Genomic DNA, 23975 nt, shown 5'->3' on the forward strand with positions numbered 1-23975 from the left:
CCGCGCCGGGGCGCCGGGCAAGTCGTCAGTCGGCGCGCGGATCCAGCACATAGCCGCAGACGGAAGGCAGGGCCGACAGCCGCGCCGCCAAGGCCTTCAGCGCGCCTTCGCCCTCGATGCGGACGCGCCAGCTGCGGCGCACCACGGCGCCCTCGTCGATCAGTTCGAAGCGATCGGGGGCAGGCGCCGGGTCCAAGGCGCGCAGGGCGGCCTCGACCTCCGCCTCCGGCGAGGGGGCGTCGCGGCGCCATCGTACCTCCACGTCCGCCAGGGTGCGATCCGGCAGGCGAGCGTTCACCACCCTGAGCGAGATCAGGATCAGGCCCGTAATCACCGTCCCTGCCGCGCCCAGACCGAACAGCCCCGCCCCGAACAGCAGGCCGATGGCCGAGGTGATCCACAACGACGCCGCCGTCGTCAGACCGTGAATGGAGAAGCCCGTGCGGAAGATGACGCCTGCGCACAGGAAACCGATCCCAGTCAGCACCCCGTGGGCCATGCGGGTGGGATCAGTGACGATGTTCTCGTCCGGCAGGGCCCGGAAGGCCCAATCGGCTTGCGTCATGGCCGCCAGCATCAACAGGCACGACGCCAGGCTGACCAGGATGTGGGTGCGGAACCCCGCCGCCCGGCCCCGCCACTCGCGTTCAAAGCCGATCGCGCCGCCGGCGACCAGCGCCCCGGCGATGGGCAGGACGATCGTTTCCAGCCAGGCCGCGTCAACCATGCTGTTCGACGTAGGCTTCGGGGTCCTTGTTGACCGGCTTGACCCCGGTGATGTGACGCGCCTGGAAGGCGGCGTAGCGCACGCCGAGCTCATGACGCGTCTTCAGGTCGGCGTTGATGCGGAAATCCGTCAGCCCCTGACGCTCTTCCTCGCCCATGTGCTTGGAGTTGACGACGTTGGCCTCGCCCACCGCCTCGAACCAGGCCTTGCTGCCGACCTTGTGCTGGGCCACGGCCTTGACCGCGTCGCGCAGTTTGTTGTGATCTTCGATGGCGTCCTCGGTCTCGCCCTCGACCGTCCCGTCCTCGGCGTCGTTGGCCCCCTCGCCCAGCTTCAGCAACTGGGGATAGAAATGCTGTTCCTCGGCCTCGGCGTGGGCGTCCAGGAACGCCGACAGCCGCCCCCACACCGCCTCCAGCGCCTCTACGTCCTTGCCGTCGATCTGCTCGATGAGCGAGAAGAGACGCCGCTGTTCGGCGTGGTCGTCGAGGATCAGCTGGGTGATATCCATGGCGTAAAGCTCCCTAGCGGCCAGGCTTGACCCTCTAGAAGCCGTGGTGACGCTTGTGAGTTCCCGGCTCCCGCGACGGCGAGAATTGAGGCATAATGGCGGCTTGGAACAACGTCGGAGCCGTCCCATGTCTCCTCGTATCCCTCGCTTGCTTGTCATCGCCGGTCTGAGCCTGGCGGCCGCAGCGAGCGCCACCGCGTCCGCCGCCTCATTCCCCCAAGATGCTCGCGCCGACTTCATGAGCCGCTGCCGCGAGCGCGCCCTGGCGCAGAATCCTGGCGTCGACTGGGCCGACTCCTACTGCGCCGAAACCTGGCCGGCAGTGACGCGCTCCAATCCCCTGGTCGACGCCATCCTGGCCCCGTTCGTCGAGGGAACGCCCGCCGCGCTGGATCCCGCCGACGTGAAGGCGCGGACCACCGCCGTGCGCTGGCTGCCCGCCCGCCCTGGCGCCCAGGCGTTCGAAGGCGCGATCGGACCGGTGAAGGCCGTGGCGCGTCGCGCACCGGGCGCTGTGCTGGAGTTGAGCTGGACCGCCGTCGGCGAACCCGTGCCCTATGAGGTCGTGGAGGCCTTGCGGACGCGCGGCGCTGTCGTCGTCCCGGTCGGGTGCTACGCCTTCGGCGCCGGCGAATCCAACACCGTCTACAGCGTCGAGGCGGCGGGACACGTCCCCTTCGCCATGACCGTCTATCGACGCGAGGCGCCGACAGGCGCCGCTTGGTCCACCCTGACGATCACGGCGGACGCGGAACGACGCATCCCGACGCTCGACGGCCTCAGGGCCGCCGAGCCCGATTCAGATTGGTCTGCGGACTGCAGCTAGGGATCAGCCCGCGTATTTGGCTGCGTCTTCGTCCGAGATGTTCTCGTTGGAATAGACCTGCTGCACGTCGTCCTCGGCGTCCAGCGCGTCCAGAAGCTTGAACAGGACGCCCACGGAGTCGCCCGCCAGGTCGATTTCCGATTGCGGCTTCCAGACGATGGAGGTCGATTTGGGGTCGCCCAGAACCTTGGACATGGCCTCCGCGACCTCGTTCAGGTCCTCGAAGGCGGTCCAGATGGTGTGGCCCGGCGCGTCCTCATAGATGTCCGGCTTGACCAGGTCGCTCTCGACATCCTGGGCGCCGGCCTCGATGGCGGCTTCCATGACGGCGTCCTCGGTGCCCGCTTCAGCGGGGTAATGGATCTTGCCCACCCGGTCCCACATGAAGGTGACCGAGCCGCTCTCGCCCAACGCCCCGCCGTTCTTGGCGAAGGCCGAGCGCACGCCCGAAGCGGCGCGGTTGCGGTTGTCGGTCAGGACTTCGACGATGACCTGGACGCCGCCGGGGCCGCGGCCCTCGTAGCGGATCTCCTCCATCGCATCGACTTCGCCGCCCGAGGCCTTCTTGATGGCGCGCTCGATGTTGTCCTTCGGCATCGATTCGGCCTTGGCGTTGTTCACCGCCAGGCGCAGCCGGGGGTTCATCGCCGGGTCGGGCATGCCCGACTTGGCCGCCACGGTGATTTCCCGTGACAGGCGCGAAAAGAGCTTGGAGCGCACGGCATCGGCGCGCCCCTTGCGGTGCATAATGTTCTTGAATTTCGAATGGCCGGCCATGGTCTCACCCGACAGGAATTTGTAAGTTGGGGCAGGTCCTTTAATGGACAGGCTCCCTTCTGTCACCTGAGGGGAACCGCCGAACCGCGCCGGGGATTAAGCGCGGGCATGATTGGGAGACGCCGATGGCCGCCGCTGACGACACCTATCTGGACGACGCCTATGACGAAGGCATCGACCACGCCCATGCCGGCGAGATCGTACAATGGTACGCAAAGCGCCCGGTGACGGTCTCCACCGCCGCCGCCACCAGCTCCCTGGTCGGCGCCTTCGCCCTGGGGGTTCTGACCACCATCGGCGCCCTGGCCGTCATGCGTCTGTACGACCGGGACTAAGGCTCAGATTTCTTCGTCCCCGTCTCGGGGCGGGTGGCTGAGGCCGTCAGGTCGAAGCGGGGTGGGGGCGGCTTGGTGATGAGGGCGCGCGACTGAATAGCCAAGCCCTCCCCACCCGGTCTCCGCTTCGCTGCGACCACCCTCCCCGGGACGGGGAGGGAGAAAGGCGGCGCTTGTTTTATTTCCCCATCAGGGCCTCGACTTCAGCGCGGTCGCCCAGCGACGGCTGCGCGCCCGGTCGGGTCGCCGCCAGCGCCCCGGCCGCACAGGCGAAATGCAGCGCGTCGTTCGGCGTCATGCCCTCCAGCAGCGCGACCGTGATCGCTCCGACAAAGGCGTCGCCCGCCCCTACCGCATCGACAGCCTTGATGCGCGGCGGCGTGGCCCAGGCCATCTCGACCCCGCGTCGATACATGACCGCCCCGCGCGCGCCTTTGGTCACCACCACCATGCCCCCGCCGACGTGCAGGGCGTCGCCGTAGAAGGCGGCCTCCGTCTCATTGACCACCAGCAGGTCGGCCCGGCGCAGCAGCGCCTCCGACACCGGCGCGGCCGGCGCCAGGTTGACGCAGACGAAGTCCGTCGCCCGCCCGACCGCCGCCTCGACCGTCTCGATCGGCAGCTCAAGCTGGGCGATCAGCGGGCATTCGATGCGCGCAGGCAGTTGTTCCGGCGTGGCGAAGTGGTTGGCGCCGGCGGCCACGGTGATCTGGTTCTCGCCGGTCGGATCGACGGTGATCAGCGCCACCCCGGTGGGGGCCGCAATGTCCGTCTCCACCCCCGACAGGTCGACGCCATGCGCCAGCACCAGGGCGACCGCCGCGCCGGACATCTCGTCATCGCCCACGCGTCCGATCAGCCTGACCTCCGCGCCCAGCCGGCGCGCCGCCAGCGCCTGATTGGCGCCCTTGCCGCCGGGATGGCGGGACAGGCTGGCTCCCGTCACCGTCTCGCCCGGCGCGGGCAGAGACGGCGCGGCCGCCACGAAGTCCAGATTGATCGAGCCGACGACGGTGATCCTCATGCGCCTTCTCCCAAACGCTGCTTGATCAGGGCGAAGATTCCGGCCGCATCGGCCTTGGTCGCCCAGAAGTGGTTGGCGTTCGCCGCCTCGACGCGGAACTCGACCGCCGTGTGGCCGCGGGTCAGCTCGCTTTCGGTCTCCACCGCGATTCGGCAGGGGGCCAGTTCGAACAGCTCCGGCTTCAGCAGCCAGGCCACCGTGCAGGGGTCATGCAGAGGCCCGGCGTCCCAGCCGACGATCTGACGCTCCACCCGCTGGGAGAAGCGCAGCATGGCCGCAGCCGTCCTCGCCGAGGCCGTGGGCAGGGCCTCTATGGCCGCGATCCGTTCCTCCGTCGCGCGCACCTGGTGGGTGGCGTCCAGCCCCATGACGATCATGCGGCAGCCGGAGGCGAAGACCTCGGCCGCCGCGTCCGGGTCGGCCCAGATGTTGAACTCGGCCGAGGCGGTGATGTTGCCGCCCTCGGCGCGCGCCCCGCCCATGGCCACCACCGGTCCCAGATGCGCCGCCAGCGCCGGTTCGGCCTGCATGGCCAGCGCCAGATTGGTCATCGGCCCCATGACCGCCACGGCCACGGAGCCCGCCGGACGCGCCATCACCTGCTGCACGATGGCGCCCGCCGCCGTCCCCTCGGCGACCGGGGCCACGGGTTCGAACGGCGTCAGGTCGCCGAGCCCCTCAGCTCCATGAAACTCGCCCGCCCCGGCCGGGGCGCGGCGCAGGGGCCGTTCGGCGCCGGCATAGACCGGCACGTCCTCGCGCCCGGCGATCTGGCGCAGGATCCGGGCGTTGCGGGCGGTCTTGGCGGCGCTGACGTTGCCGCCGACCGTGGTCACGGCCAGCAGGTCGAGGTCAGGCGAGGCGAAGGCGGTCAGCAACCCGGTGGCGTCGTCCACGCCCGGGTCGCAATCAATGATCAGGCTCTGTTTCACCGGCCTGATGTGCCGCCTGCCGCGGCGCGAATCAATCGCGCTTCGCCTGAGATCAGTCTTCGCCGACCATCGAGGTCCAGGGATCGACGCGTCCAGCCTCGACCTCGGCGACCTTGACGGCGGGCCAGCCGATGCTGCTGCTGGCCGACACGCGCCAGGCGGCCGACACGAAGTCGCGCAGTTCCGACGCGCCCGCCGCCAGCCGCTCGGTGACGAAGACCGCGCCGCGCGGGTCCGTGTCCTTGAACGCGCCCGCCTTTTCCATGCGATAGAAGGGGATGACCGTCGCCAGGGTGGCGTTCAGGTGCGAGGCCGTGCGGGCCCGCACGTCGAAGCCTTCGATGCTCATCGGGATCATGGCCGCCTCAACCGCATCCTGACGCAGGGTTCGGCTGGTGAAGGCGCCTTCAAAGTCGCCGTGGGTGCTGCGCGAGGTGGTGAAACGCTCCGGATTGGTCTCGCCGGCCCAGCCGTTGAAGTGGATGGTCGTGTGGTGCGGCTGGGCCGCGTCGCCGACGAAGTGGCTCAACACCCCGATGTCGCGCAGGATCAACTGCTCGCGGCGCTGACGGTCGGCGCGGTACCAGGCCTGTTTGGCCAGGTCCGGCTCGCGCGCCTCGGCGGCGCTCAGCACGCGCCAATAGGCGAAGTCGCGCTCCAGGTTCTGCCAGGCGTCCATGATGGCGTAGGGCAGATAGCCCGCCTTATCCACGTCCAGACCGGCGCGGATCAGGGCGGCGTCGTATTCCGATTTCAGGCGCGGCAGATCGGCCATGGTCATACCGCGCGCGTCCATCACCCGGCCCTGATCGTCCATGTCGACGAAATGGGCGGTGTCGCGCTCGCGGTCGTGGGGCTGGCCGGCGCCCTTCCAGCGATCCGGCTCGCGCGAATATTCGCCGACGTCGGCGGCGGCCCCGGCCGTGCGCAGGAAGGCGGGCAGATCGCCCGGCAGGTGGCGCATCGCCGCCACGCCGATCACCCGATGGCCCGAACTGCCCCACGCCTCGACCTGAACGGCGGGCGCCGCGACCAGCATCAGGGCGGCGGCGGAAATCATCAGTCGTTTGACTTGTCGGTTCATGGGGCGACGCCATCGGAAATTTCAGAAGGGGAAACGACGGCTTATCCCATTCCCGCGCCCGCCTCTACCCGCCCCGGGCGACAGCCGAAGCGCCCATCACGCCGCCGTTATCTTGTCGTTATCGCCAGCTTTTCTTGCCAATAAAGTGTTAGCGAGAACGATCAAGTCGTTAACGACGCAGACGCTCGTCAAAGTATAGAACTTAAATCGGGTCAATACTGATATGATATAGTCATGATAGTCTGAGACCGACCGGCGATAGACTAGCCCCATTTGCGCCTTATCCACTATCGATACAGCCACTGATCTCATTCGCCGCAATTGCGCCGTAATTGGCCGTCAAAAACCGCCGTGCCGGAGCGTGTCGGGACCGGTGCTGCGTGAAGTTTGAACGATGTTGAGCACGGCCGCCGCGCTTGCCATGTTGTGGACCATGGCCTTCTCCGGGTCCGGAGAGCCTGTCCCGTACGAAACCGCCGTCGTCCGCGACGCCGCAATCGTAGAAGCCGCCGCGACGGCCCCTGGTTCCATCAAACCCGTCGAAACGGCGGATTTGTCGGCCGAACAGCTTGAGCTGATGGCCGGCGATCCCGACTGGCGCGCCTCGGCCCGCCTCTATCACGCCGGCGGCGGCGGAGCGACGGGCAACGATTCCCTGGGCTGCCGACCGATTCCGATGCGCACGGTCGCGGTCGACCCGCGCGTCATCCCGCGCCGCACCAAGCTGTTCATCCGCGAGACCGTGGGTCTGCGCATGAGCGACGGCACGGTGCACGACGGCTACTGGTATGCGTCCGACACCGGCGGCGCGATCAAGGGCGCCAAGGTCGACCTCTACACCGGCCACGGCCGCGGCTCGATGCAGCAGGCCCGGACCCTGAACATGAAGACCCTGACCATCGCCGACGCGGGCGATTTCGACGGCTGCCCCCCGGCGTGGGAAACGGCCTCGAACTAAGGCCTTTGAGCCTGACGACAAAAAGGGCGGCCGGATCGAACCGGCCGCCCTTTTTCGTTCTCCTCCCTACGCAGTGGGGAGATGGCGCGGCGCCGAAGGCGACGTGACGGAGGGGCTGCTTGGTTCCGCGACCTAAAAACTGACCGCCTGCACAGGACTCGCCGTCCCGGCCCCTCCACCGCTTCGCGGTCCCCCTCCCCATTGCATGGGGAGGAAAGCGTCAGTCAGAACTTCCGCTTGCCGCTGACCGTCTCGAGGAACAGACGGAAATCGCCCATCAGGCTCCACAGCGGATATTTGAACGTCGCCGGCCGGTTCTTCTCGAAGAAGAAATGTCCGACCCAGGCGAAGCCGTAGCCGACCAGCGGCATGGCCAGCAGCCACCAGGCGTTGCGCGTCGCCACAAACGCCACGAACGCCGCGATCACCAGCCCCGTCCCGACCACATGGATGCGGCGGCACGTCCGGTTGGAATGCTCATGAATATAATAGGGGTAGAAGGCCTCGAACGAGGCGTACCGCCCTTGGGGTTGCTCGATGCTCATGGCCCCAGCCTGCCCCCGGATCGCGCCGGGGGCAAGAGAGCCCCTCTTCCGGTCATCCCGGAAGCGGCGCCGCCGCTATCCGGGACGGCTCGGAATACGAACATCAGCCCCCTGGGCGGTCCCCGGCCTACGCCTCGCCAGAGAGGCTTCGGCCGGGATGGCGGAAACAACCGCGGGTGTTTAAGCCCGCTTGCCCTTCGGCCCCTTGGCGAAAGGCTTGGCGCCCGCCTTGAAGTCCGGTTTGCCCTTGAAGCCCGGCTTGGGCGTGAACGGCTTCTTGTCGTTCCTGTCCTTGAAGCTCGGCTTCTTGCTGAAACCGCCTTCGCCCGGCGTCGCATCCGCGCGGGGCGCATAGGGCTTCTTCTTGAAGGGGCGTTCGCCATCCGCGCTGCGGGCCGCGTCGCCGTCAGGGCTCCACGGCTTCTTCTTGAACGGCGGGCGGCTCTGGCCGTCCTCGTCGCGGCGGAAGGGCTTCTTGGCGTAGGGGCGAGCGTCGCCGTCCCGTTCAGCATTGCGGTTGCGCGCGCCCTTCATCGACCCGGGCGTGGGCGCCTCGGACGGGGTGATGCGGGCCTCTTCCTTGCTCATCTCAGCCAAGCGGGCGAAGGCGTCGGCGTGGCTCAGAGCGATCTCAAACCGCGTTTCCTCCGGGAAGGTGCGGATCGAGCCGATCTGCTGCTTGGTCACGCCGCCGATGCGGCAGATCAGCGGGATCAGCCATTTCGGGTCGGCGTTGCGGTTGCGGCCGATGTCCAGGCGGAACCAGCGGACCTCGTCCGGTTGCAGGCGGTCGCCCGGCCAGGGGGCGGGGGCGTAGTCGTCGCCGCCCGCCGCATCGCGTTCGCGGCGCGGCTTGCGCTGCGGGCCTTCGCCCGGATCGCTCAGATCTTCGGGCGCCGGCAGGTTCTTGCGCAGCAGCACCAGCAGGGCGCGGGCCAGATCGTCCGGCGTGCGCTCCTTGACCAGCGTCTCGATCAGGCCAGCATCCTCGTCCGAGCCTTCCTCGGCGAAGACGGGCGCGGCCAGCAGGCGCTGTTCGTCCTGAGCGCGGATCTCCTCGGCGGTCGGCGCGCCGGACCAGACGGCCTCGACCCCGGCCGAACCCAGCAGCATCTCGGCCTTGCGGCGACGGCTGTGCGGGACCAGCAGGACGGAGATCCCCTTCTTGCCCGCACGGCCGGTGCGGCCCGAACGGTGCAGCATGGTCGCCTTGTTGATCGGCAGTTCGGCGTGGATCACCAGACCCAGATCGGGCAGGTCCAGGCCGCGCGCGGCCACGTCGGTGGCGACGCAGACGCGGGCGCGGCGATCACGCAAAGCCTGCAGCGCCTCATTGCGCTCGCGCTGGCCCATCTCGCCCGACAGCGACACCGAGGCGAAGCCGCGCTCGACCAGCGAGGCCTGAAGGTGACGCACCGAATCCCGCGTCGAGCAGAAGACCAGCACGCCCGGCGCCTCGAAATAGCGCAGCACGTTGACCACGGCGCGCTCGATCTCGTTCGGCGCGATGCGCATGGCGCGATATTCGATGTCGTTGTGCGGCTGGCTGCGGTCGACGGTGTCGATACGCACCGCGTCCTTCTGATAGCGTTTGGCCAGGATCGCGATATCGCGGGCGATGGTGGCCGAGAACAACAGGGTCCGGCGCTCCTCCGGCGCCTGCTCGAGGATGTATTCCAGGTCCTCGCGGAAGCCCATGTCCAGCATTTCGTCGGCTTCATCCAGCACGACGACACGGGCGGCCGACAGGTCCAGCGCCCCGCGATCGATGTGGTCCTTCAGACGGCCCGGCGTGCCGACCACGACGTGGGCGCCGTGGTTCAGGGCGCGGGCTTCCTTGCGGGCGTCCATGCCGCCGACGCAGGTGACGATCTTGGCGCCCGCCTCGGCATAGAGCCATTCCAGCTCGGCCGCGACCTGCAGCGCCAGTTCGCGCGTCGGGGCGATGGCCAGCATCAGCGGCGTATCCGCCTGACCGAACCGCTCAGCCTCGCCCAGCAGGGTCGGCGCCGCGGCCAGGCCGAAGGCCACCGTCTTGCCCGACCCGGTCTGGGCCGAGACCAGCAGATCCGCCTCGCCATGGCCTTCCAGCACGGCCGCCTGGACCGGCGTGGGCTCAAGATAGCCCTTGTTCAGCAAGGCGCGGTCAAGCGCGGGATGGATCGCGGGAAAGGGCATGAAGGGCCTGGAAATTCAGATGAGGCGACCGTTAAACGGCCGCGCCCGGCGAGGCGTCGCAGCCTGCCGGGCGTCGGGGAAGGCGCTCCCTATACACGAATAAGGGCGCCGGTGGGGCCGATTTTCACAAATCGACCGACGTTCACCACCGGATTGGGAAACAGGTCAGCCCCCTACCCGGCCTTGGCCGGCAGGTGGAAGAAGTCTACGAACCGCTCGAACATCGCCCGATCGCCCTCGATCGCCATCGTCCCCTCGCCTTCCAGAACCACCAGCGGCGCCTTGCCGTAAACGGCGGCCGCAACCGCCTGGGCCGGGGCGCGCACCACCACGTCGCAAGCCTCGACCTCGCCGCGCCGAGCGTCGATGACCCCGTCCGCGACAGTCACGACCATACGATCCTCGCCCAGCACAAAACCCAGCCGCATCTTCGCATCCAGCGCGCGCACAGGATCGAACATCGTCTTGAACGACTGCATGATGGAGACGGCGCTGATCGGCAGGGTCGGGTCGTGCTGGGGCGAGCGCGCGGCCCAGCGGCCCAGCACCATGAAGACCGGTTCGATCTCATAGCCCCAGTCGGTCAGCTCATAGACCTGAACCGAGGCGGGCGGCGGCAGCTTGCGGCGCTGGATCACGCCCGAGGCCTCCAGCCCCTCCAGCCTCTGGGTCAGCACATTGGCCGACAGGCCGCACAGATCTTTTCGCAGGTCGCTGAAACGGCGCGGCCCCATCATGAGTTCTCTGATGACCAGCAAGGCCCACCGCTCGCCCACCAGATCCAGCCCGTGCGCCGCGCCGCAGGCGTCGTGATAGCGCCGGGATCGGGATTCGGACTTATTGGTTACTTTTTCTAACTTCATGGTTGACTAACATAACATCAAGGCGCAGAACGACCAACATCATAGAGCAGGCCGTCCAGGGAGGGAGGGCCGCGCAAGGGAGGACCACCGCCGATGCCCAAGCTGATCTTCATCAACCTGCCCGTCGCCGACCTGGCGCGCTCCGTCGCCTTCTATGAGGCGGTGGGGGCGAAGAAGAACCCGATGTTCTCGGACGAGACGGCGGCCTGCATGGTCTTTTCCGACACCATCCACGCCATGCTGCTGACGCATGAGAAGTGGGCCACCTTCACCGACCGCGCCATCCCCGACGCCCACAAGACGGCCCAGGTGCTGCTCTGCCTGTCCGAGGACAGCCGCGAGGCCGTCGACGCCGTCGTTGATCGCGCAGCCAAGGCCGGCGGCCAGGCCGACCCCAGCGCCAAACAGGACTACGGCTTCATGTACGGCCGCAGCTACGCCGACCCCGACGGCCACATCTGGGAGATCATGTGGATGGACCCGGAAGCCGCCGCGCAAGGTCCGGAAGGCTTCGCCGCTCAGGTCGGCGGGGGCTGAGCCGTGAGCGGCCTCTACGAACTCGCCGTCAGCCGCTTCATCAAGGCCCCGCCAGAGAGGGTGTGGCGCGCCTGGACCCGGCACGGGACCGAATGGTTCACGCCTCGCCCGTGGCGCACGGTGTCGGTCGACCATGACTTGCGCCCCGGCGGCCGCGCCGATGTCGTCATGGAGTCGCCCGAGGGCGAGCGGCATGAGTATCGCGGCGTGGTGCTGCAGGTGGAGACGGGCCGCCGCCTGGTGACGACCAGCGCCTTCACCGAGGGCTGGATTCCGCAGCCCGGCGACATGAACTTCGTCCGCATCGACACGTTCGAGCCCGAGGGCGACGGCACGCGCTACACCGCCCGCGCCCGCCACTGGAGCGAGCAAGCCATGCTGACCCACCGCGACATGGGTTTCGAGACCGGGTGGGGCGCCGCCGCCGACCAACTGGCTCAGGTCGCCGAAAACCTCACCCCGCAGGAGAGCGCGTCATGAACGACAAGATCATTCCCTGTATCTGGTACGATCTCGGCCAGGCGAAGAAGGCGGCCGAGTTCTACGTCTCGCTCGGCCTGCCCGACAGCCGCATCGACCGCGTCGTCGCCAGCCCGGCTGACAATCCCTCCAATCCTGAAGGCGCCGAACTGGTGGTCGAGTTCACCCTGGCCGACAGGCGCTACATGGGGCTGAACGGCGGCCCGATCTTCCCCCAGACCGAGGCCGTGTCTTTCATGATCATGACCGATGATCAGGCCGAGACCGACCGCCTGTGGGACGCCATCGTCGGCAACGGCGGGGCCGAAAGCGCCTGCGGCTGGTGCAAGGACCGCTGGGGCGTGAACTGGCAGATCACGCCGCGTCGCCTGATGGCCTTCTACGACGATCCCAACCCCGCCCGCGCCAAGGCCGCCTTCGAGGCGATGATGACCATGCACAAGATCGACATCGCCGCCCTGGACGCCGCCGCAGACGCGGCTTCTTCCTAGTGGGCCGCGGTCAGAAGGCTCCGCCTTCTCGACCCGACGCGGCCTGTTCTAGTGGGCCGCGGTCAGAAGGCTCCGCCTTCTCGACCCGACGCGGCCTGAATGATCAGTTGCTTCCCGCCACGACACGACCGCCCCGCCCCTCAAGCAGCGAGCCGCCGCGCGGCGAGCGATAGGGGCCAACCTCCGAAGGAGAAACCAAGATGACCTACATCACCGGCTTCCTGACCCCCGTGAAGGTCGAGAACAAGGACCGCTACATCGAGTCCGCCCGCGTCGCCTGGCCGCTGTTCAAGGGCTACGGCGCTCTGGCCCATGTCGAGAACTGGGGCGTAGACGTGCCCGACGGCAAGGTCACCAGCTTCCCCATGTCGGTGAAGCTGGAGGACGGCGAGGTCGTCGTCTTCTCCTGGCTGATCTGGCCCGACAAGAAGACCGCCGACGACGCCTGGGCCAAGATGCAGGACGACCCCGCCATGGCGAATATGGACATGCCCTTCGACGGCAAGCGCATGATGTGGGGCGGCTTCGAGACCATCTTCGACGAGAAGCAGTAAAGCGGCGCTCTCCTCCCCACATCGTGGGGAGGAGGACCACGACCCGAAGGGCGGCGCGGAGCTGCCAAGTGGTGGAGGGGCTTGCGACAGCGGAAGCCATCGGCCCCTCCGTCTCGACGGCTACGCCGCCGATCCACCTCCCCATTTCATGGGGAGGAGAAACAAAAAAGGGCGGCTCCGACGGAGCCGCCCTTTTGATCTTCATCGTCTCGTTTAGGAGTCCAGGAAGCTCCGCAGCTTCCGCGACCGGCTGGGGTGCTTCAGCTTGCGCAGGGCCTTGGCCTCGATCTGACGGATGCGCTCGCGCGTGACCGAGAACTGCTGGCCGACCTCTTCCAGGGTGTGGTCGGTGTTCATGCCGATGCCGAAGCGCATCCGCAGGACGCGCTCTTCGCGCGGGGTCAGCGAGGCCAGGACGCGGGTCGTCGTTTCACGCAGGTTCGACTGGATCGCGGCGTCGATCGGCAGGATGGCGTTCTTGTCCTCGATGAAGTCGCCCAGGTGGCTGTCTTCCTCGTCGCCGATGGGCGTCTCAAGGCTGATCGGCTCCTTGGCGATCTTCAGCACCTTGCGGACCTTTTCCAGCGGCATGGCCAGACGTTCGGCCAGCTCTTCCGGGGTCGCCTCGCGGCCGATCTCATGCAGCATCTGACGCTGGGTTCGGACGATCTTGTTGATCGTCTCGATCATGTGCACCGGGATGCGGATGGTGCGGGCCTGGTCGGCGATCGAGCGGGTGATCGCCTGACGGATCCACCAGGTGGCGTAGGTCGAGAACTTGTAGCCGCGGCGGTACTCGAATTTGTCGACCGCCTTCATCAGGCCGATGTTGCCCTCCTGGATCAGGTCCAGGAACTGCAGGCCGCGGTTGGTGTATTTCTTGGCGATGGAAATCACGAGGCGAAGGTTGGCCTCGACCATTTCCTTCTTGGCCTGACGGGCCTCGCGCTCGCCCTTCTGAACCATCTGGACGATGCGGCGATAGTCGTCGATCGGCACCCCGGCCTCGGACGCCACAGCGGCGATCCGGCTGCGGATGTCGCCGATCTGGCTGGTCTCGTTTTCGCTGAACTTGGTCCAGCGGACGCCCATCTCCTTGATGCGCTCGGCCCAGTTGGGGTCGGTCTCCGAGCCGAAATAGGCCTTGAGGAATTCCGGACGCGAGATGCCGTAGCCGTCAGCCAGACGCAGAAGGCGACCTTCCAGACCGATCAGACGCTTGTTGATGGCGTAGAGCTGCTCGACCAGCGCCTCGATGCGGGCGTTGTTCAGCTTCATCGTCTTCAGACGGTCCGAGATCGCCGTCGACAGGGACTCATAGGTCTTCTGGTCCTTGGCGGTCAGGACATCGCCCTTCAGGCGCGCCTCGACCAACTTGTCCTGCAGCTTGCGGAACTCGCCGAAGTCCGAGGCGATGGCGTCCAGCACCTCCATGACGCCGTCGCGCAGTTCGGCTTCCAGCGCCGAGATCGACATGGCGCCGCCGTCGTCGAAGTCCTCGTCGTCGTCCTCTTCGCCGTCGCCGTCCGGCTCGCCGGTCGGCTGGGCCGGGGCGGGCTGGTTATGCGGCAGGGACGAGGGGTTCAGGATGCCGTAGGTGGCGTCCAGGTCGATGACTTCGCGCAGCAGGATGCGGTTGTTGGCCAGTTCCTCGCGCCACACCATGATGGCTTCGAACGTCAGGGCGCTTTCGCACAGCCCCGAGATCATCGCGTCGCGGCCGGCCTCGATGCGTTTGGCGATGGCGATTTCGCCCTCGCGGCTCAGCAGCTCGACCGTGCCCATTTCACGCAGATACATCCGCACCGGGTCGTCGGTGCGGTCATAGGCGGACTTGGCGGGCGCTTCGGCGACCGAGGTCTCGGCGGCGGCGGCGACGTCGGTGCCGGTCGCCTCGGCGGCGTCCTCTTCGGCTTCGACGACGTTGACGCCCATCTCCGACAGCATGGCCAGGATGTCTTCGATCTGGTCCGGCGTGACTTCTTCGGACGGCAGGACCTTGTTCAGCTCCTCCATCGTGACATAGCCGCGCGTCTTGGCCTGGCGGATGAACTTCTTCACCCCGGCGTCGGTGAGATCGAGCAGGGGCCCGTCGGTGTTGGTTTCGGCGTCCTGCGTCTCGGTCTGCGCGCTCATTCAGTCTGTCTCCACGGCCGACGGGGGGTGATCAGGCCCCTGCGGCGAAAATACAACGCCCGACAACTTCGTTCACTACGAAGAAGCCGAGTCTTCCCAAATCGTTCCGGTCTTGATGGCCCGTCGCAACGCATCGCGCTCGGCCTTCACCAGAGCGAAAGCCGAGGTGTCGAAAGCCTTGTGGGCCTCCGACTTTGCCGAAGCGAGCGCCTCGTCCAACGCCGCTGCGCGGGTCAGAGCGTCGAACGCCTGCGACCACCGGGTCCTCGCCTCGCCGAGGGGCTTGTCTGTAGCCAGGAATGGCGCGCCGGACTTCGCCGCCGCCTTCTCGACCTCGCGCAACATGGCGTCATGACCCGATTGGGCCAGATGGCGGCGCAGGGCGGCGGAGTCAAGGGTCCGGCCCGAGAAACGCAGACGCACCATCTCCTGCGCCAGCCCGTCCAACGCCGGATCGCCGAAGCCGTAGCGGGCCACCGCCTCCATGTGGTCGTCCAGCCGCTCCGGGTCGTCCAGCGCCCCGTGGGCCAGAGCCGCCGCGATCGGCTCTATGGAGCGGAACAGGGCCTGCATGGCCTGGGCGCCCTCCGCCGTCTGCCCCTGCAGCGGCGGCGGGCCGCGCCAGCGCCCGCCCGGCCCCGGTCGACCGCCCTGCGGCTGCGGGCGCGGCTGGCGCGGAAACAGGGCGTCGAAACGGTCGAACAAGTCGCGGCGATATTGCTCCGCCAGATCCTTGTCCTGCACAGCATTGGCCGCCTGTCGCAGCCGCCCCTTCAGCCCCGCCTTGCGCTCGGGCGTATCCAGCGGTTCAGCCTCGACTTCGCGGCGAAACAGCACCTCGGCGAAGGACCGCGTGGACGCCATGGCCTGACGCAAGGCCGGCGCCCCCTTGTCCCTCAGGATATCATCCGGATCCTGCCCGCCCTCCAGCAGAGCGAAGCGGAAGGACTTGCCAGACTTCAGCAGCGGCAGGGCCCGCTCGATCGAGCGATAGGCGGCGCGCAGGCCCGCCGCGTCGCCGTCAAAGCTCAGCACCGGCTCGGACGACACGCGCCAAAGCACCGCCATCTGCTCTTCGGTCAGGGCCGTGCCCATCGGCGACACAGCCGGCAGCCCCGCCCGGTGACAGGCGATGACGTCCATATAGCCCTCGACGACGATGATCCCCTGCTCGCCCCGGCTCTCGGCCCCCATGATCCGCCGCGCCTCGGGCAAGCCGTAGAGGGTCGCCCCCTTGTGAAACAGCGACGTCTCCGGCCCGTTCAGATATTTGGCCCGGTCGTCGGGGTTCATCGCCCGGCCGCCGAAGCTGACGATGCGCCCGCGCGCGTCCAGGATCGGGAAAATCAGCCGGTCGCGGAATCGGTCGTAGGGCTGCCCCCCGCCCTCGGGTGCGATCAGCAGCCCGGCCTCGACCAGATCGCCCGGCCGCGCCCCGCGCTGGACCAATGCCTGTTTCAGCCCCTCGCGGTCGTTGGGCGCATAGCCCAGGCCGAAGCGCTCCCACTGGTCCTCGGGCAGGCCGCGCTTTTCCAGATACTCGCGCGCCGCCTTGCCGACGTTGCGGCGCAGATTGGCGGCGAACCACTTCTGGGCCAGGTCCATCCAGTCGGCGAGGCCCTGACGCTTCTGTTCGCGCTCGGCGGCGTGGGGGTCTTCGGCAGGAAGCTGCATCCCGGCCTCGCCCGCCAGTCGGCTGACCGCCTCGACGAAGCTGAGCCGCTCCGTCTCCTGCAGAAAGGTGATGACGTCGCCGTGCTTGCCAGAGCTGAAGTCGTGGAAGAAGCCCTTGTCGTCATTGACGAAGAAGCTCGGCGACTTCTCCTTCGAGAAGGGGCTCAGGCCGACGAACTCGCGTCCCTGACGCTTGAGCTTCACCGTCCGCCCGATGATGTCGGACGGCCGAAGGCGGGCCTTCAGCTCTTCAATGAACCGCTCGTCAAATCGCACCTTGGACCTATGCCGTCCGATGGCGGGCGAAAGCCAGCCCCCGCCGCTGCGCCGACCGGACGGCCCCCGAGCAAAACCTCGCCTGGGGATAAGTGCGGGGACAACCGCTGACTTCCTTCGGGCGAGCGTCTGGGCTTTAACTCATTCAAGCCTCGCCGGAGCCTTTGCGACCATGCGCCGTCTTCGTCTTCTGATCCTGATGCTCTCGCCGGCGGTTCTGCTGACGCTCGGCGCCTGCCAGACGATCCCGCGCCCGGCCTTCGACGCCGCCGATCTGGCCGCCGCCAGCCCGCCGTGGCGCTACGACTTCCTGACGGCAGAGGCGCGCGACCGCTTCGTGCGCGAGACGGTCAGGGCCCAGAACGCAGCGACGGACGGGACGTTCGACATCCTGGCCCTGTCAGGCGGCGGAGCCAACGGCGCCTATGGCGCTGGCGTCATGGTCGGCTGGAGCCAGGCCGGCGACCGGCCCCAGTTCGAGGTGGTGACCGGGGTCTCCACCGGCGCCCTGATCGCCCCCTTCGTCTTCGCCGGCCCTCGGTTCGACGCGGCGCTGGAGCACGCCTACACCAGCGGACAGACGGACGACCTGCTGAAATCGCGCGGCCTGTTGGCCCTGACGTTGCCGGGCGTGTTCAAGCCCGAGCCTCTGACCAATCTGGTGCTGAACAACATCTCGCCCGAGCTGTTGACCGCCATCGCCGAGGAGCATCGCAAGGGCCGTCGCCTCTACGTCTCGACCACCAGCCTGGACACCCAGACCCAGGTCGTCTGGGACATGGGCGCCATCGCCCAGCAAAACGACGAGGCCTCGCGTCTGCTGTTCGTCAATGTGCTGATCGCCTCGGCCAGCATCCCCGGCGCCTTTCCGCCCGTGCTGTTGAATGTCGAGCATCAGGGGCGCCGCATTCAGGAGTTGCACGTGGACGGCGGCACGGTGTCCAGCTTCCTGGTGGTGCCCCAGGCCCTGCTGCTGGACGCGCCGAACGTCCGCCCGCTGGACGACGCTCGCATCTGGATCGTGGTCAACGGCAAGTGGGACCCGCGCTTCGAGGTCTCGCGCATCTCGGCCATCAGCATCGCCGCCCGCAGCTTCGACACCATGATGAAGGCCTTGCAACGCTCGGATCTGACGGCCATCACCCAGTTCGCGCGCCGCTATGATCTGACGCTGGCGGTCGCCGCCATCCCTGACCACGCCGAGGCCAACACCCTGGATTTCACACAGGCTCATATGACCGCGCTGTTCCAGACGGGCGAGGCGGAAGCCCTGGCCGGCCGCGCCTTCGACCGGCGCGTCGACCCGTCCGAACCGCACCCTACAGGCCGTCGATCCGGCGAGCAGGCGCCGGCCACGGTGGTCCTTGCTCCGCCGAGACATTAGGACTTCATTAATCATATTGACCGCAATGCGACCACAACCATCTGATTACGAACAATATTTCTCGTATAACAGCGGAACTATCCACAGCATCTGTGGATTCTTCTAACGTCTCCGAGAAACGGAGACGCTTGCCGGACGGCCCCGTCGCGGACCGCGACCACCGCCGTTTTCAGATGGGTATTCTCCATGTTCATCGCCATCGCCCGCCCGGCGGTGGAGCCCCAAGGCCCCGACGCCGTCGCCGTCCCCGGCTCTCCCGCTGTTCCCCTGCTCAACCCGCGCGCGCTACACGCCCGCCTGCTGGCCAACGCCGCCCTGCGCCGTCAGCGCGGCTTGCTCAGGCGTCAGGAGAACCGCAGCGAGGACGCCGACTACTGGCTGCATGCGGCCTGCGTCGCCGTCAGCAAGGCCGCCGCCCTGCGTCGCGCCGAACCGGCCTTCCTGCCCTAGGACGCCTCAGCGCAGCTCCGGCAGGCGTCGCGCGACGGAATCTCTGAGCTTGCGCCCCCGCTCGGACAGGCTCTTGCCCCGACGTCGCTCGCGCGCCTCGAAACCCTGCCCCCAGCGCTCGTGCATGGCGGCCATCAGCGCCGGGTGGCGATCATACTGGTGCACGATTGGACTGACCCCGCCGTCCGGGTTCACGATCCGGCCCGTCCCGTCCAGCGACAGCGCGTCGCCGGGCGTCAGGCCGACGGTGGCGATGCGGCCGTAGTTGGGCCGCGTCTCTCCCTCGATCAGGCCCAGGTGCAGAGCGATGTTGCACGCCGCCTGATCCGCTCCGAAGGCGCCGCCGATCTCCGACCGGGGGATGGCCGCCAGCATCAACAAGGTGCGGCAAAAACGGATCATGCACGCGCGCGGCCCCACGACAGTGCCGACACAGACGCATGGCTTGTCCGCCAAAGCGCGCGCCACGGCCTCGCCACCGACGCCGCGCAGATATTTCATGTTGAAGGCATGCCCCTTCAGCCCGCCGTCATACTCGACGAAGAACTCGAGCTTCTGGGGCGGCGGATCGAACGGCGGCGCCTGAAAGACCACGTCGCGCACGTCCGTCAGCAACACCTGGCGCGCCCAGGGCCGCTCGCTCATCAGGGCGTCGAAGGCGGCGAAGCGCTGCATTACGGGATGCGGACGCCAGACGCCGTTGCAGGCCGAAGGCGGCGGCGCAGACTCCACGCCATGCTGCGCCAGAAAGTCCAGAAGCGCCGGCTCCTGATCCGTCACCAGCACGACGGGCCCGGCGTAGACCGCCCGCAAGGAACGCACAAAGACCGCCACATCGGCCGCTTCATAGCCGGTGGCGTAGCCCAGGATCAGATCATGCTCAGCCGCCGCAAAGGTCGGAGAGGCCCCCCTCTCGCCCGCGATCGCGGCGGTTACCCAGCCCAGATAGGCCGACTTCGCCGCCGGTGAAGCCATTTACGCCCTCATGGAATCCACGAAACGCTTGAACAGATAGAGGCTGTCGGTCGGACCCGACGAGGCCTCCGGGTGATGCTGCACGCTGAACACCGGACGGTCCTTCATCGCGATGCCGCAGTTTGTGCCATCGAAAAGCGACACATGTGTTTCAACCACCGCCTCGGGCAGGCTGGCGCCGTCGACCGAGAACTCGTGGTTCATCGACACGATCTCGACCTTGCCCGTGGTCAGGTCCTTGACCGGGTGGTTGGCGCCGTGATGGCCCTGTTCCATCTTCAGCGTCTTGGCGCCGAGCGCGATGGCCAGCATCTGGTGGCCCAGGCAGATGCCCATCAAGGGCTTGCCGCTATCCAGCAGCTTCTTGATCTCGGGCACTGCGTATTCGCCGGTCGCGGCCGGATCGCCCGGACCGTTCGACAGGACCACGCCGTCAGGATTGCGGGCCAGGATGTCCTCGGCCGTGGTCGAGGCGGGGACCACGGTGATCTTCACCCCGGTCGAGGCCAGGGCGCGCAGGATGTTGCGCTTGACGCCATAGTCGACGACGACCACCGACTTGTCGCCGGCCTCAGGCTTGGCGTAGCCGGTCGGCCATTCCCAGGCGCCCTCGGTCCATTCGAAGGCCTGGGTCGTCGAGGCGTCCTTGGCCAGGTCCAGGCCGACCAGGCCCTTCCAGTCGCGAGCCTGGGCCGTCAGGGCCTCCAGGTCGAACCGGCCTTCCGGGTCGTGGGCGATGACGGCGTGCGGGGCGCCCTTCTCGCGGATCAGCTGGGTCAGGGCGCGGGTGTCCACGCCGGCCAGACCAATGACGCCGCGCGACGCCATCCAGCCATCCAGGCTTCCAGTGGCGCGCCAGTTGGCCGGCTCAGTCGGCACGTCGCGCAGGATGACGCCGCGCGCGGCGCGCTCAGGCGCCTCGCCGATCTGCTCGACGTCTTCCAGGTTCACGCCGACGTTGCCGATGTGCGGAAAGGTGAAGGCCAGGATCTGGCTCATGTACGAAGGATCGGTCAGGATTTCCTGATAGCCCGACATGGCGGTGTTGAAGACGACTTCACCCACGGCCGATCCGGTCGCCCCGACGCCGATTCCCGACAGCACCGTTCCGTCTGCGAGCACGAGGACGCCGGTGGCGCCGGACAGGATTTGAGTCGTCATGGCGCAGGGCTCCTAGCAGTGAATACGGGCGGACAAACGGCGGGGTCGCTAAAGAGATGAAAGGGCCGTGTCAACACGGCCTGCGATTATGCCGTCTGGAAGCGCCCCTGGCGCTTGCGAACCCACAACCAGGCCAGGCTGGTCACGGCGAAGAAGCCGACGCTGGGCCAGATGTACCCGCCCGCCGCCGCCGCGACCGCAAAGGCCGAGAACACCGCCCCGCCGACGGCCAGCAGGCGCCAGCCCGGCTTGGTCGTCAGCTTCCACAACGTCACCGAACACAGGGCGTACAGGCACAGCGTCAGCACCGAGGTCACGCCGATCAGCACGCCGAACTGCTGGCCCAGCGTCGGCTGGGCGCTGGCGATCACCATGGCGCTCATGATGACGCCGTTGATCAGGGGGTTGGACAGGGGCGTCTTGCCCTTCTGCGCTCCGCCGAACCAGCGCGGCAGCCAGCCGGCCTCGGCCGAGGCGCGCGCCGTCTCGCCGCCCATCATGGTCCAGCCCGCGATGGTGCCGGTCGCCTTGATGACGGCGCAGGCCGCCACCAGGCCGGCCACCGAGGCTCCCATGACCCGCGCCACCAGATCGGCGTAGGGGCTGGTGGAATGGGCCAGGACATCGGCCGGGATGACGCCGAACACCGCCACGCTGGCCGCCACATAGACGACGAAGGCCAGCAAAACCCCGCCCAGCGAGGCGCGGCCGACATCGGTCGCCGGATTCTTCACCTGGCTGGACAGGGCCGCCGCGCTCTCGACGCCCAGGAAGGCCCAGAAGATCACGGCCAGCGACGCCGGAACCGTCTTCATCAGCGGGTCGCCCGCCGGGCTCCACGACGCTGCGAAGGTGTCGCCGCTGAAGGCGATGACGCCGGCGATGATGGCCAGGCCGATGGGGATCAGCCCCAACACCAGGGTGATCGCCCCGAAGCGCGCCGCCGTCTTCGACCCGGCCGCATAGGCCGCCGTGGTCAGCCAGATCAGCGCCAGATTGCTGAGCGCGCCCCACAGCGGCTCCTTCAGCGCCGGAAAAAAGAAGGCCAGATAGCCGGTCCCCGCCACCGCCACGGCGACATTGCCGGTCAGACAGGCCGCCCAATAGGCCAGTCCCGTCTGATAGCCCAGGAACCGCCCCAGACCGCGCCGGGCGAAATCCGACAGGCCGTCGGCCTCGGGCTGCATTCGCCCCAGACCGCCGAACACCAGCGCCAGGGTCACGGCCCCGACGCCGCAGACGATCCAGCCGATCAGGCTGCTGCTGCCGGTCGGCGCTAAGGTGGCGGGCAGAAGATAGACGCCCGATCCGATCATATTGCCGGCCACCACCAGGGCGGCCAGACCCCAGCCGATGCGGCGCGACGGTTCAGGCAGGACGTCCAGTTGGCTCATACGCGCCCTTTACTCGGGAATTCGCGCGCTGTCCCATGCGAATACGCCGCCGCTGTCGGCCGGCGTCAGCCCCTCGATCACCGTCAGCAGGCTGGCGGCGGAAAAGGCGGGCGAGAATAGCTTCTCGGGCTTGACCCCGCGCTGGAAGGGCGCGCTCAGGGCCGTGTCCACCGTGCCCGGATGCAGGCCCGCGACCACCGCCTGCGGATGGGTGCGCGCCAGTTCCACCGACAGGGTCTTCAGGATCATGTTCAGCGCCGCCTTGGACGCGCGATAGCTGTGCCAGCCGCCCAGCCGGTTATCGCCGATTGACCCGACCCGCGCCGACAGGGCCGCGAACACCGCCCGCTCGTCGCGCGGCAGCAAGGGCAAGAAGTGACGCGCCGCCAAAGCCGGCCCCACGGCGTTGATCCGATAGTCGCGCATCAGATGCTCCGCCGACAACTCGCGCCAGCTCCGTTCGGGCGTCTGGCCGGAGTGCAGCACCCCGGTCGCCACGATGACCAGGGTCGGCGCAGGACCCCCGGCGATGCGCGCGGCGGCGGCGGCCATGCTGGCCTCGTCCTCCAGATCCAGATAGCCGTGCGTCACGCCCTCGATGGGCGCCGCCGGCGTACGCGACAGGCCGTGCACCACGCGGTCGCCCGCCTGACCCAGCTGCTGCGCCAGCGCCCTCCCCACGCCGCCCGACACCCCCACGATGATCGCCGAACCCGTCCTCATGTCTTTCGCCTTTCGCGCGCGCCTGTCTCCGGAAATACGCCGCTGAACCGTCTCTGGACCGATGACGCCCTACCTTCGCCATCCACGCGGGTTTAGGAAGCAGGCAGCCCCCTCGCGCCTGGACGACGCCCCCATGAGCATCACCACGGTCGGCCTCGATGCCGACGACACCCTCTGGCACAATGAGACTCTCTTCCGCCTCAGCCAGAAGCGGTTCGCCGAACTGCTGGCCGACCATGCCGAAGAGCCGGTGATGATGGACCGCCTGGCGCAGGTCGAACGGCGCAACCTTCGTCTTTACGGCTACGGCGTGAAGGGCTTCACCCTGTCGATGCTGGAGACGGCGATGGAGCTGTGCGACGGCTCGGCCCCGCCCCACATCGTGCGGGAAATCCTGGCCGCCGGGCGCGAAATGCTGGTCCACCCGGTCGAGACCCTGCCTGGCGTCGCCGAGACGGTCGCCGATCTGTCGACGCGCTACCGCCTCATTCTGATCACGAAGGGCGACCTGATGGACCAGGAACGCAAGCTCGCCGCCTCAAGACTGGGCGACTACTTCTCGGGCGTCGAAATTGTGTCGGAAAAGGACCGGGGAACTTACCAAACTGTATTTTCCCGTCACGGCGTCGCCCCCGCCGACGCCGCAATGGTCGGCAATTCCATTCGATCGGACGTGTTGCCCGCCATCGAGGCCGGCGCCTGGGGAATCCATATCCCATACCCGATCACATGGGCGCACGAGCTGGCCGAAGCCCCCGAAGGCCATCCTCGTTTCGTCAGCCTGAGCCGTTTCGATGAAGTGTCAGACTGGCTTCAGACAGTCGACCCATAACCAGGTTACCCGGCCCACTTTCAAACATAGTTCGCCCCATTTGTTACAACAACGTGCCGCTATCTCGTCATTATTGGACAGATTTCGTCCCAAATTTGCAACACGGCAACATTACCGTCGTACTTCGGCCCTCATGCGAGCGATGCAA

The 23975-nt window shown here is 67.7% G+C and carries 25 protein-coding genes; 10 read left to right on the plus strand and 15 right to left on the minus strand.

The window, feature by feature from the left end; all coding sequences use genetic code 11:
• Window positions 1-25: 25 nt before the first annotated feature.
• On the minus strand, window positions 26-727 hold the full coding sequence (locus DA69_RS09865) for an MgtC/SapB family protein (RefSeq protein WP_025978555.1): 702 nt from the start codon (window positions 725-727) through the stop codon (window positions 26-28).
• Window positions 720-1238: a hemerythrin domain-containing protein gene (locus tag DA69_RS09870; RefSeq protein WP_025978556.1), complete on the minus strand. Its 519-nt coding sequence runs from the start codon at window positions 1236-1238 to the stop codon at window positions 720-722. Before DA69_RS09870 ends, DA69_RS09865 begins: the two co-directional genes overlap by 8 nt.
• A 238-nt stretch (window positions 1239-1476) precedes the next feature.
• Between DA69_RS09870 and DA69_RS09875 the strand changes: the two genes are divergently transcribed.
• A complete protein-coding gene (locus tag DA69_RS09875; RefSeq protein WP_145915921.1) occupies window positions 1477-2064 on the plus strand; it encodes a hypothetical protein in 588 nt (195 codons plus the stop codon).
• A 3-nt stretch (window positions 2065-2067) separates the two neighbouring features.
• On the opposite strand, the gene DA69_RS09880 is transcribed toward DA69_RS09875, so the two are convergent.
• Entirely contained in the window at window positions 2068-2841 is a 774-nt protein-coding gene (locus DA69_RS09880; protein WP_025978558.1) for a YebC/PmpR family DNA-binding transcriptional regulator, read from the minus strand.
• 125 nt (window positions 2842-2966) lie between these two features.
• Here DA69_RS09880 and DA69_RS09885 point away from each other — a divergent pair, with 125 nt between their 5' ends.
• Window positions 2967-3176 (plus strand): hypothetical protein, encoded by a 210-nt coding sequence (locus tag DA69_RS09885; protein WP_025978559.1) that lies wholly within the window; start codon window positions 2967-2969, stop codon window positions 3174-3176.
• Between the two features lie 178 nt (window positions 3177-3354).
• Here the strand turns inward: DA69_RS09885 and DA69_RS09890 are convergent, their stop codons facing one another.
• From DA69_RS09890 to DA69_RS09900, 3 genes are read right to left on the minus strand one after another with little or no spacing between them, the layout of a single operon-like run.
• The gene (locus DA69_RS09890; RefSeq protein WP_025978560.1) at window positions 3355-4200 is read right to left on the minus strand and encodes a ribokinase; all 846 of its coding nucleotides are present in this window, start codon (window positions 4198-4200) and stop codon (window positions 3355-3357) included.
• Window positions 4197-5132, minus strand: coding sequence for a nucleoside hydrolase (locus DA69_RS09895; protein ID WP_025978561.1), 936 nt, complete (start codon window positions 5130-5132; stop codon window positions 4197-4199). Before DA69_RS09895 ends, DA69_RS09890 begins: the two co-directional genes overlap by 4 nt.
• 52 nt (window positions 5133-5184) lie before the next feature.
• Window positions 5185-6216: a S1/P1 Nuclease gene (locus DA69_RS09900; RefSeq protein WP_025978562.1), complete on the minus strand. Its 1032-nt coding sequence runs from the start codon at window positions 6214-6216 to the stop codon at window positions 5185-5187.
• Window positions 6217-6610: 394 nt separating this feature from the next.
• Here DA69_RS09900 and DA69_RS09905 point away from each other — a divergent pair, with 394 nt between their 5' ends.
• On the plus strand, window positions 6611-7174 hold the full coding sequence (locus DA69_RS09905; RefSeq protein WP_025978563.1) for a 3D domain-containing protein: 564 nt from the start codon (window positions 6611-6613) through the stop codon (window positions 7172-7174).
• A gap of 224 nt (window positions 7175-7398) precedes the next feature.
• On the opposite strand, the gene DA69_RS09910 is transcribed toward DA69_RS09905, so the two are convergent.
• From DA69_RS09910 to DA69_RS09920, 3 genes are all read right to left on the minus strand, one after another.
• The gene (locus DA69_RS09910; protein ID WP_025978564.1) at window positions 7399-7719 is read right to left on the minus strand and encodes an Mpo1-like protein; all 321 of its coding nucleotides are present in this window, start codon (window positions 7717-7719) and stop codon (window positions 7399-7401) included.
• Between the two features lie 180 nt (window positions 7720-7899).
• Window positions 7900-9897: a DEAD/DEAH box helicase gene (locus tag DA69_RS09915; protein ID WP_025978565.1), complete on the minus strand. Its 1998-nt coding sequence runs from the start codon at window positions 9895-9897 to the stop codon at window positions 7900-7902.
• A gap of 173 nt (window positions 9898-10070) precedes the next feature.
• On the minus strand, window positions 10071-10760 hold the full coding sequence (locus DA69_RS09920; RefSeq protein ID WP_025978566.1) for a winged helix-turn-helix transcriptional regulator: 690 nt from the start codon (window positions 10758-10760) through the stop codon (window positions 10071-10073).
• A 93-nt stretch (window positions 10761-10853) separates the two neighbouring features.
• Here DA69_RS09920 and DA69_RS09925 point away from each other — a divergent pair, with 93 nt between their 5' ends.
• The 4 genes from DA69_RS09925 to DA69_RS09940 all read left to right on the plus strand — a co-directional run bounded on the left by DA69_RS09925 (window position 10854) and on the right by DA69_RS09940 (window position 12822).
• The gene (locus tag DA69_RS09925) at window positions 10854-11297 is read left to right on the plus strand and encodes a VOC family protein (protein ID WP_025978567.1); all 444 of its coding nucleotides are present in this window, start codon (window positions 10854-10856) and stop codon (window positions 11295-11297) included.
• Window positions 11298-11300: 3 nt separating this feature from the next.
• Window positions 11301-11777, plus strand: coding sequence for an SRPBCC family protein (locus DA69_RS09930; RefSeq protein WP_025978568.1), 477 nt, complete (start codon window positions 11301-11303; stop codon window positions 11775-11777).
• The gene (locus tag DA69_RS09935) at window positions 11774-12268 is read left to right on the plus strand and encodes a VOC family protein (protein ID WP_025978569.1); all 495 of its coding nucleotides are present in this window, start codon (window positions 11774-11776) and stop codon (window positions 12266-12268) included. The genes DA69_RS09930 and DA69_RS09935 overlap by 4 nt, the downstream gene beginning before the upstream one ends.
• A gap of 200 nt (window positions 12269-12468) precedes the next feature.
• Window positions 12469-12822: a DUF1428 domain-containing protein gene (locus DA69_RS09940; protein ID WP_024353667.1), complete on the plus strand. Its 354-nt coding sequence runs from the start codon at window positions 12469-12471 to the stop codon at window positions 12820-12822.
• A gap of 213 nt (window positions 12823-13035) precedes the next feature.
• On the opposite strand, the gene rpoD is transcribed toward DA69_RS09940, so the two are convergent.
• Together rpoD and dnaG are read right to left on the minus strand one after the other, a co-directional pair.
• On the minus strand, window positions 13036-14958 hold the full coding sequence (rpoD, locus tag DA69_RS09945; protein ID WP_024353668.1) for an RNA polymerase sigma factor RpoD: 1923 nt from the start codon (window positions 14956-14958) through the stop codon (window positions 13036-13038).
• Between the two features lie 75 nt (window positions 14959-15033).
• Window positions 15034-16908 carry a DNA primase gene (dnaG, locus tag DA69_RS09950; RefSeq protein ID WP_025978570.1) on the minus strand — a complete coding sequence of 625 codons (1875 nt, stop codon included), beginning with the start codon at window positions 16906-16908 and terminating at the stop codon, window positions 15034-15036.
• 172 nt (window positions 16909-17080) lie between these two features.
• Between dnaG and DA69_RS09955 the strand changes: the two genes are divergently transcribed.
• Window positions 17081-18292, plus strand: coding sequence for a patatin-like phospholipase family protein (locus tag DA69_RS09955; protein ID WP_025978571.1), 1212 nt, complete (start codon window positions 17081-17083; stop codon window positions 18290-18292).
• A 186-nt stretch (window positions 18293-18478) separates the two neighbouring features.
• Entirely contained in the window at window positions 18479-18742 is a 264-nt protein-coding gene (locus DA69_RS09960; protein ID WP_025978572.1) for a hypothetical protein, read from the plus strand.
• 6 nt (window positions 18743-18748) lie between these two features.
• Here DA69_RS09960 and DA69_RS09965 read toward each other — a convergent pair whose 3' ends face one another.
• The 4 genes from DA69_RS09965 to DA69_RS09980 all read right to left on the minus strand — a co-directional run bounded on the left by DA69_RS09965 (window position 18749) and on the right by DA69_RS09980 (window position 22995).
• A complete protein-coding gene (locus DA69_RS09965) occupies window positions 18749-19717 on the minus strand; it encodes a hypothetical protein (protein WP_025978573.1) in 969 nt (322 codons plus the stop codon).
• A complete protein-coding gene (carA, locus tag DA69_RS09970) occupies window positions 19718-20878 on the minus strand; it encodes a glutamine-hydrolyzing carbamoyl-phosphate synthase small subunit (RefSeq protein WP_025978574.1) in 1161 nt (386 codons plus the stop codon). It lies immediately after the preceding gene.
• Window positions 20879-20964: 86 nt separating this feature from the next.
• Window positions 20965-22272 carry an amino acid permease gene (locus DA69_RS09975; protein WP_025978575.1) on the minus strand — a complete coding sequence of 436 codons (1308 nt, stop codon included), beginning with the start codon at window positions 22270-22272 and terminating at the stop codon, window positions 20965-20967.
• A 9-nt stretch (window positions 22273-22281) separates the two neighbouring features.
• The gene (locus DA69_RS09980) at window positions 22282-22995 is read right to left on the minus strand and encodes an SDR family NAD(P)-dependent oxidoreductase (RefSeq protein ID WP_025978576.1); all 714 of its coding nucleotides are present in this window, start codon (window positions 22993-22995) and stop codon (window positions 22282-22284) included.
• 133 nt (window positions 22996-23128) lie between these two features.
• Between DA69_RS09980 and DA69_RS09985 the strand changes: the two genes are divergently transcribed.
• Entirely contained in the window at window positions 23129-23827 is a 699-nt protein-coding gene (locus tag DA69_RS09985) for an HAD family hydrolase (protein WP_025978577.1), read from the plus strand.
• The last annotated feature ends 148 nt before the right edge of the window (window positions 23828-23975 follow it).

Source organism: Brevundimonas naejangsanensis (genome assembly GCF_000635915.2).
In the GTDB taxonomy this organism is placed as follows: domain Bacteria; phylum Pseudomonadota; class Alphaproteobacteria; order Caulobacterales; family Caulobacteraceae; genus Brevundimonas; species Brevundimonas sanguinis.

What these genes read in the sequence shown, in the direction of transcription:
- DA69_RS09865 (WP_025978555.1), bottom strand. Translation starts at nt 727, where the DNA reads ATGGTTGACGCGGCCTGGCTGGAAACGATCGTCCTGCCCATCGCCGGG.
- DA69_RS09870 (WP_025978556.1), bottom strand. Translation starts at nt 1,238, where the DNA reads ATGGATATCACCCAGCTGATCCTCGACGACCACGCCGAACAGCGGCGT.
- DA69_RS09875 (WP_145915921.1), top strand. Translation starts at nt 1,477, where the DNA reads ATGAGCCGCTGCCGCGAGCGCGCCCTGGCGCAGAATCCTGGCGTCGAC.
- DA69_RS09880 (WP_025978558.1), bottom strand. Translation starts at nt 2,841, where the DNA reads ATGGCCGGCCATTCGAAATTCAAGAACATTATGCACCGCAAGGGGCGC.
- DA69_RS09885 (WP_025978559.1), top strand. Translation starts at nt 2,967, where the DNA reads ATGGCCGCCGCTGACGACACCTATCTGGACGACGCCTATGACGAAGGC.
- DA69_RS09890 (WP_025978560.1), bottom strand. Translation starts at nt 4,200, where the DNA reads ATGAGGATCACCGTCGTCGGCTCGATCAATCTGGACTTCGTGGCGGCC.
- DA69_RS09900 (WP_025978562.1), bottom strand. Translation starts at nt 6,216, where the DNA reads ATGAACCGACAAGTCAAACGACTGATGATTTCCGCCGCCGCCCTGATG.
- DA69_RS09905 (WP_025978563.1), top strand. Translation starts at nt 6,611, where the DNA reads ATGTTGAGCACGGCCGCCGCGCTTGCCATGTTGTGGACCATGGCCTTC.
- DA69_RS09910 (WP_025978564.1), bottom strand. Translation starts at nt 7,719, where the DNA reads ATGAGCATCGAGCAACCCCAAGGGCGGTACGCCTCGTTCGAGGCCTTC.
- DA69_RS09915 (WP_025978565.1), bottom strand. Translation starts at nt 9,897, where the DNA reads ATGCCCTTTCCCGCGATCCATCCCGCGCTTGACCGCGCCTTGCTGAAC.
- DA69_RS09920 (WP_025978566.1), bottom strand. Translation starts at nt 10,760, where the DNA reads ATGAAGTTAGAAAAAGTAACCAATAAGTCCGAATCCCGATCCCGGCGC.
- DA69_RS09925 (WP_025978567.1), top strand. Translation starts at nt 10,854, where the DNA reads ATGCCCAAGCTGATCTTCATCAACCTGCCCGTCGCCGACCTGGCGCGC.
- DA69_RS09935 (WP_025978569.1), top strand. Translation starts at nt 11,774, where the DNA reads ATGAACGACAAGATCATTCCCTGTATCTGGTACGATCTCGGCCAGGCG.
- DA69_RS09940 (WP_024353667.1), top strand. Translation starts at nt 12,469, where the DNA reads ATGACCTACATCACCGGCTTCCTGACCCCCGTGAAGGTCGAGAACAAG.
- rpoD (WP_024353668.1), bottom strand. Translation starts at nt 14,958, where the DNA reads ATGAGCGCGCAGACCGAGACGCAGGACGCCGAAACCAACACCGACGGG.
- DA69_RS09955 (WP_025978571.1), top strand. Translation starts at nt 17,081, where the DNA reads ATGCGCCGTCTTCGTCTTCTGATCCTGATGCTCTCGCCGGCGGTTCTG.
- DA69_RS09960 (WP_025978572.1), top strand. Translation starts at nt 18,479, where the DNA reads ATGTTCATCGCCATCGCCCGCCCGGCGGTGGAGCCCCAAGGCCCCGAC.
- DA69_RS09965 (WP_025978573.1), bottom strand. Translation starts at nt 19,717, where the DNA reads ATGGCTTCACCGGCGGCGAAGTCGGCCTATCTGGGCTGGGTAACCGCC.
- carA (WP_025978574.1), bottom strand. Translation starts at nt 20,878, where the DNA reads ATGACGACTCAAATCCTGTCCGGCGCCACCGGCGTCCTCGTGCTCGCA.
- DA69_RS09975 (WP_025978575.1), bottom strand. Translation starts at nt 22,272, where the DNA reads ATGAGCCAACTGGACGTCCTGCCTGAACCGTCGCGCCGCATCGGCTGG.
- DA69_RS09980 (WP_025978576.1), bottom strand. Translation starts at nt 22,995, where the DNA reads ATGAGGACGGGTTCGGCGATCATCGTGGGGGTGTCGGGCGGCGTGGGG.
- DA69_RS09985 (WP_025978577.1), top strand. Translation starts at nt 23,129, where the DNA reads ATGAGCATCACCACGGTCGGCCTCGATGCCGACGACACCCTCTGGCAC.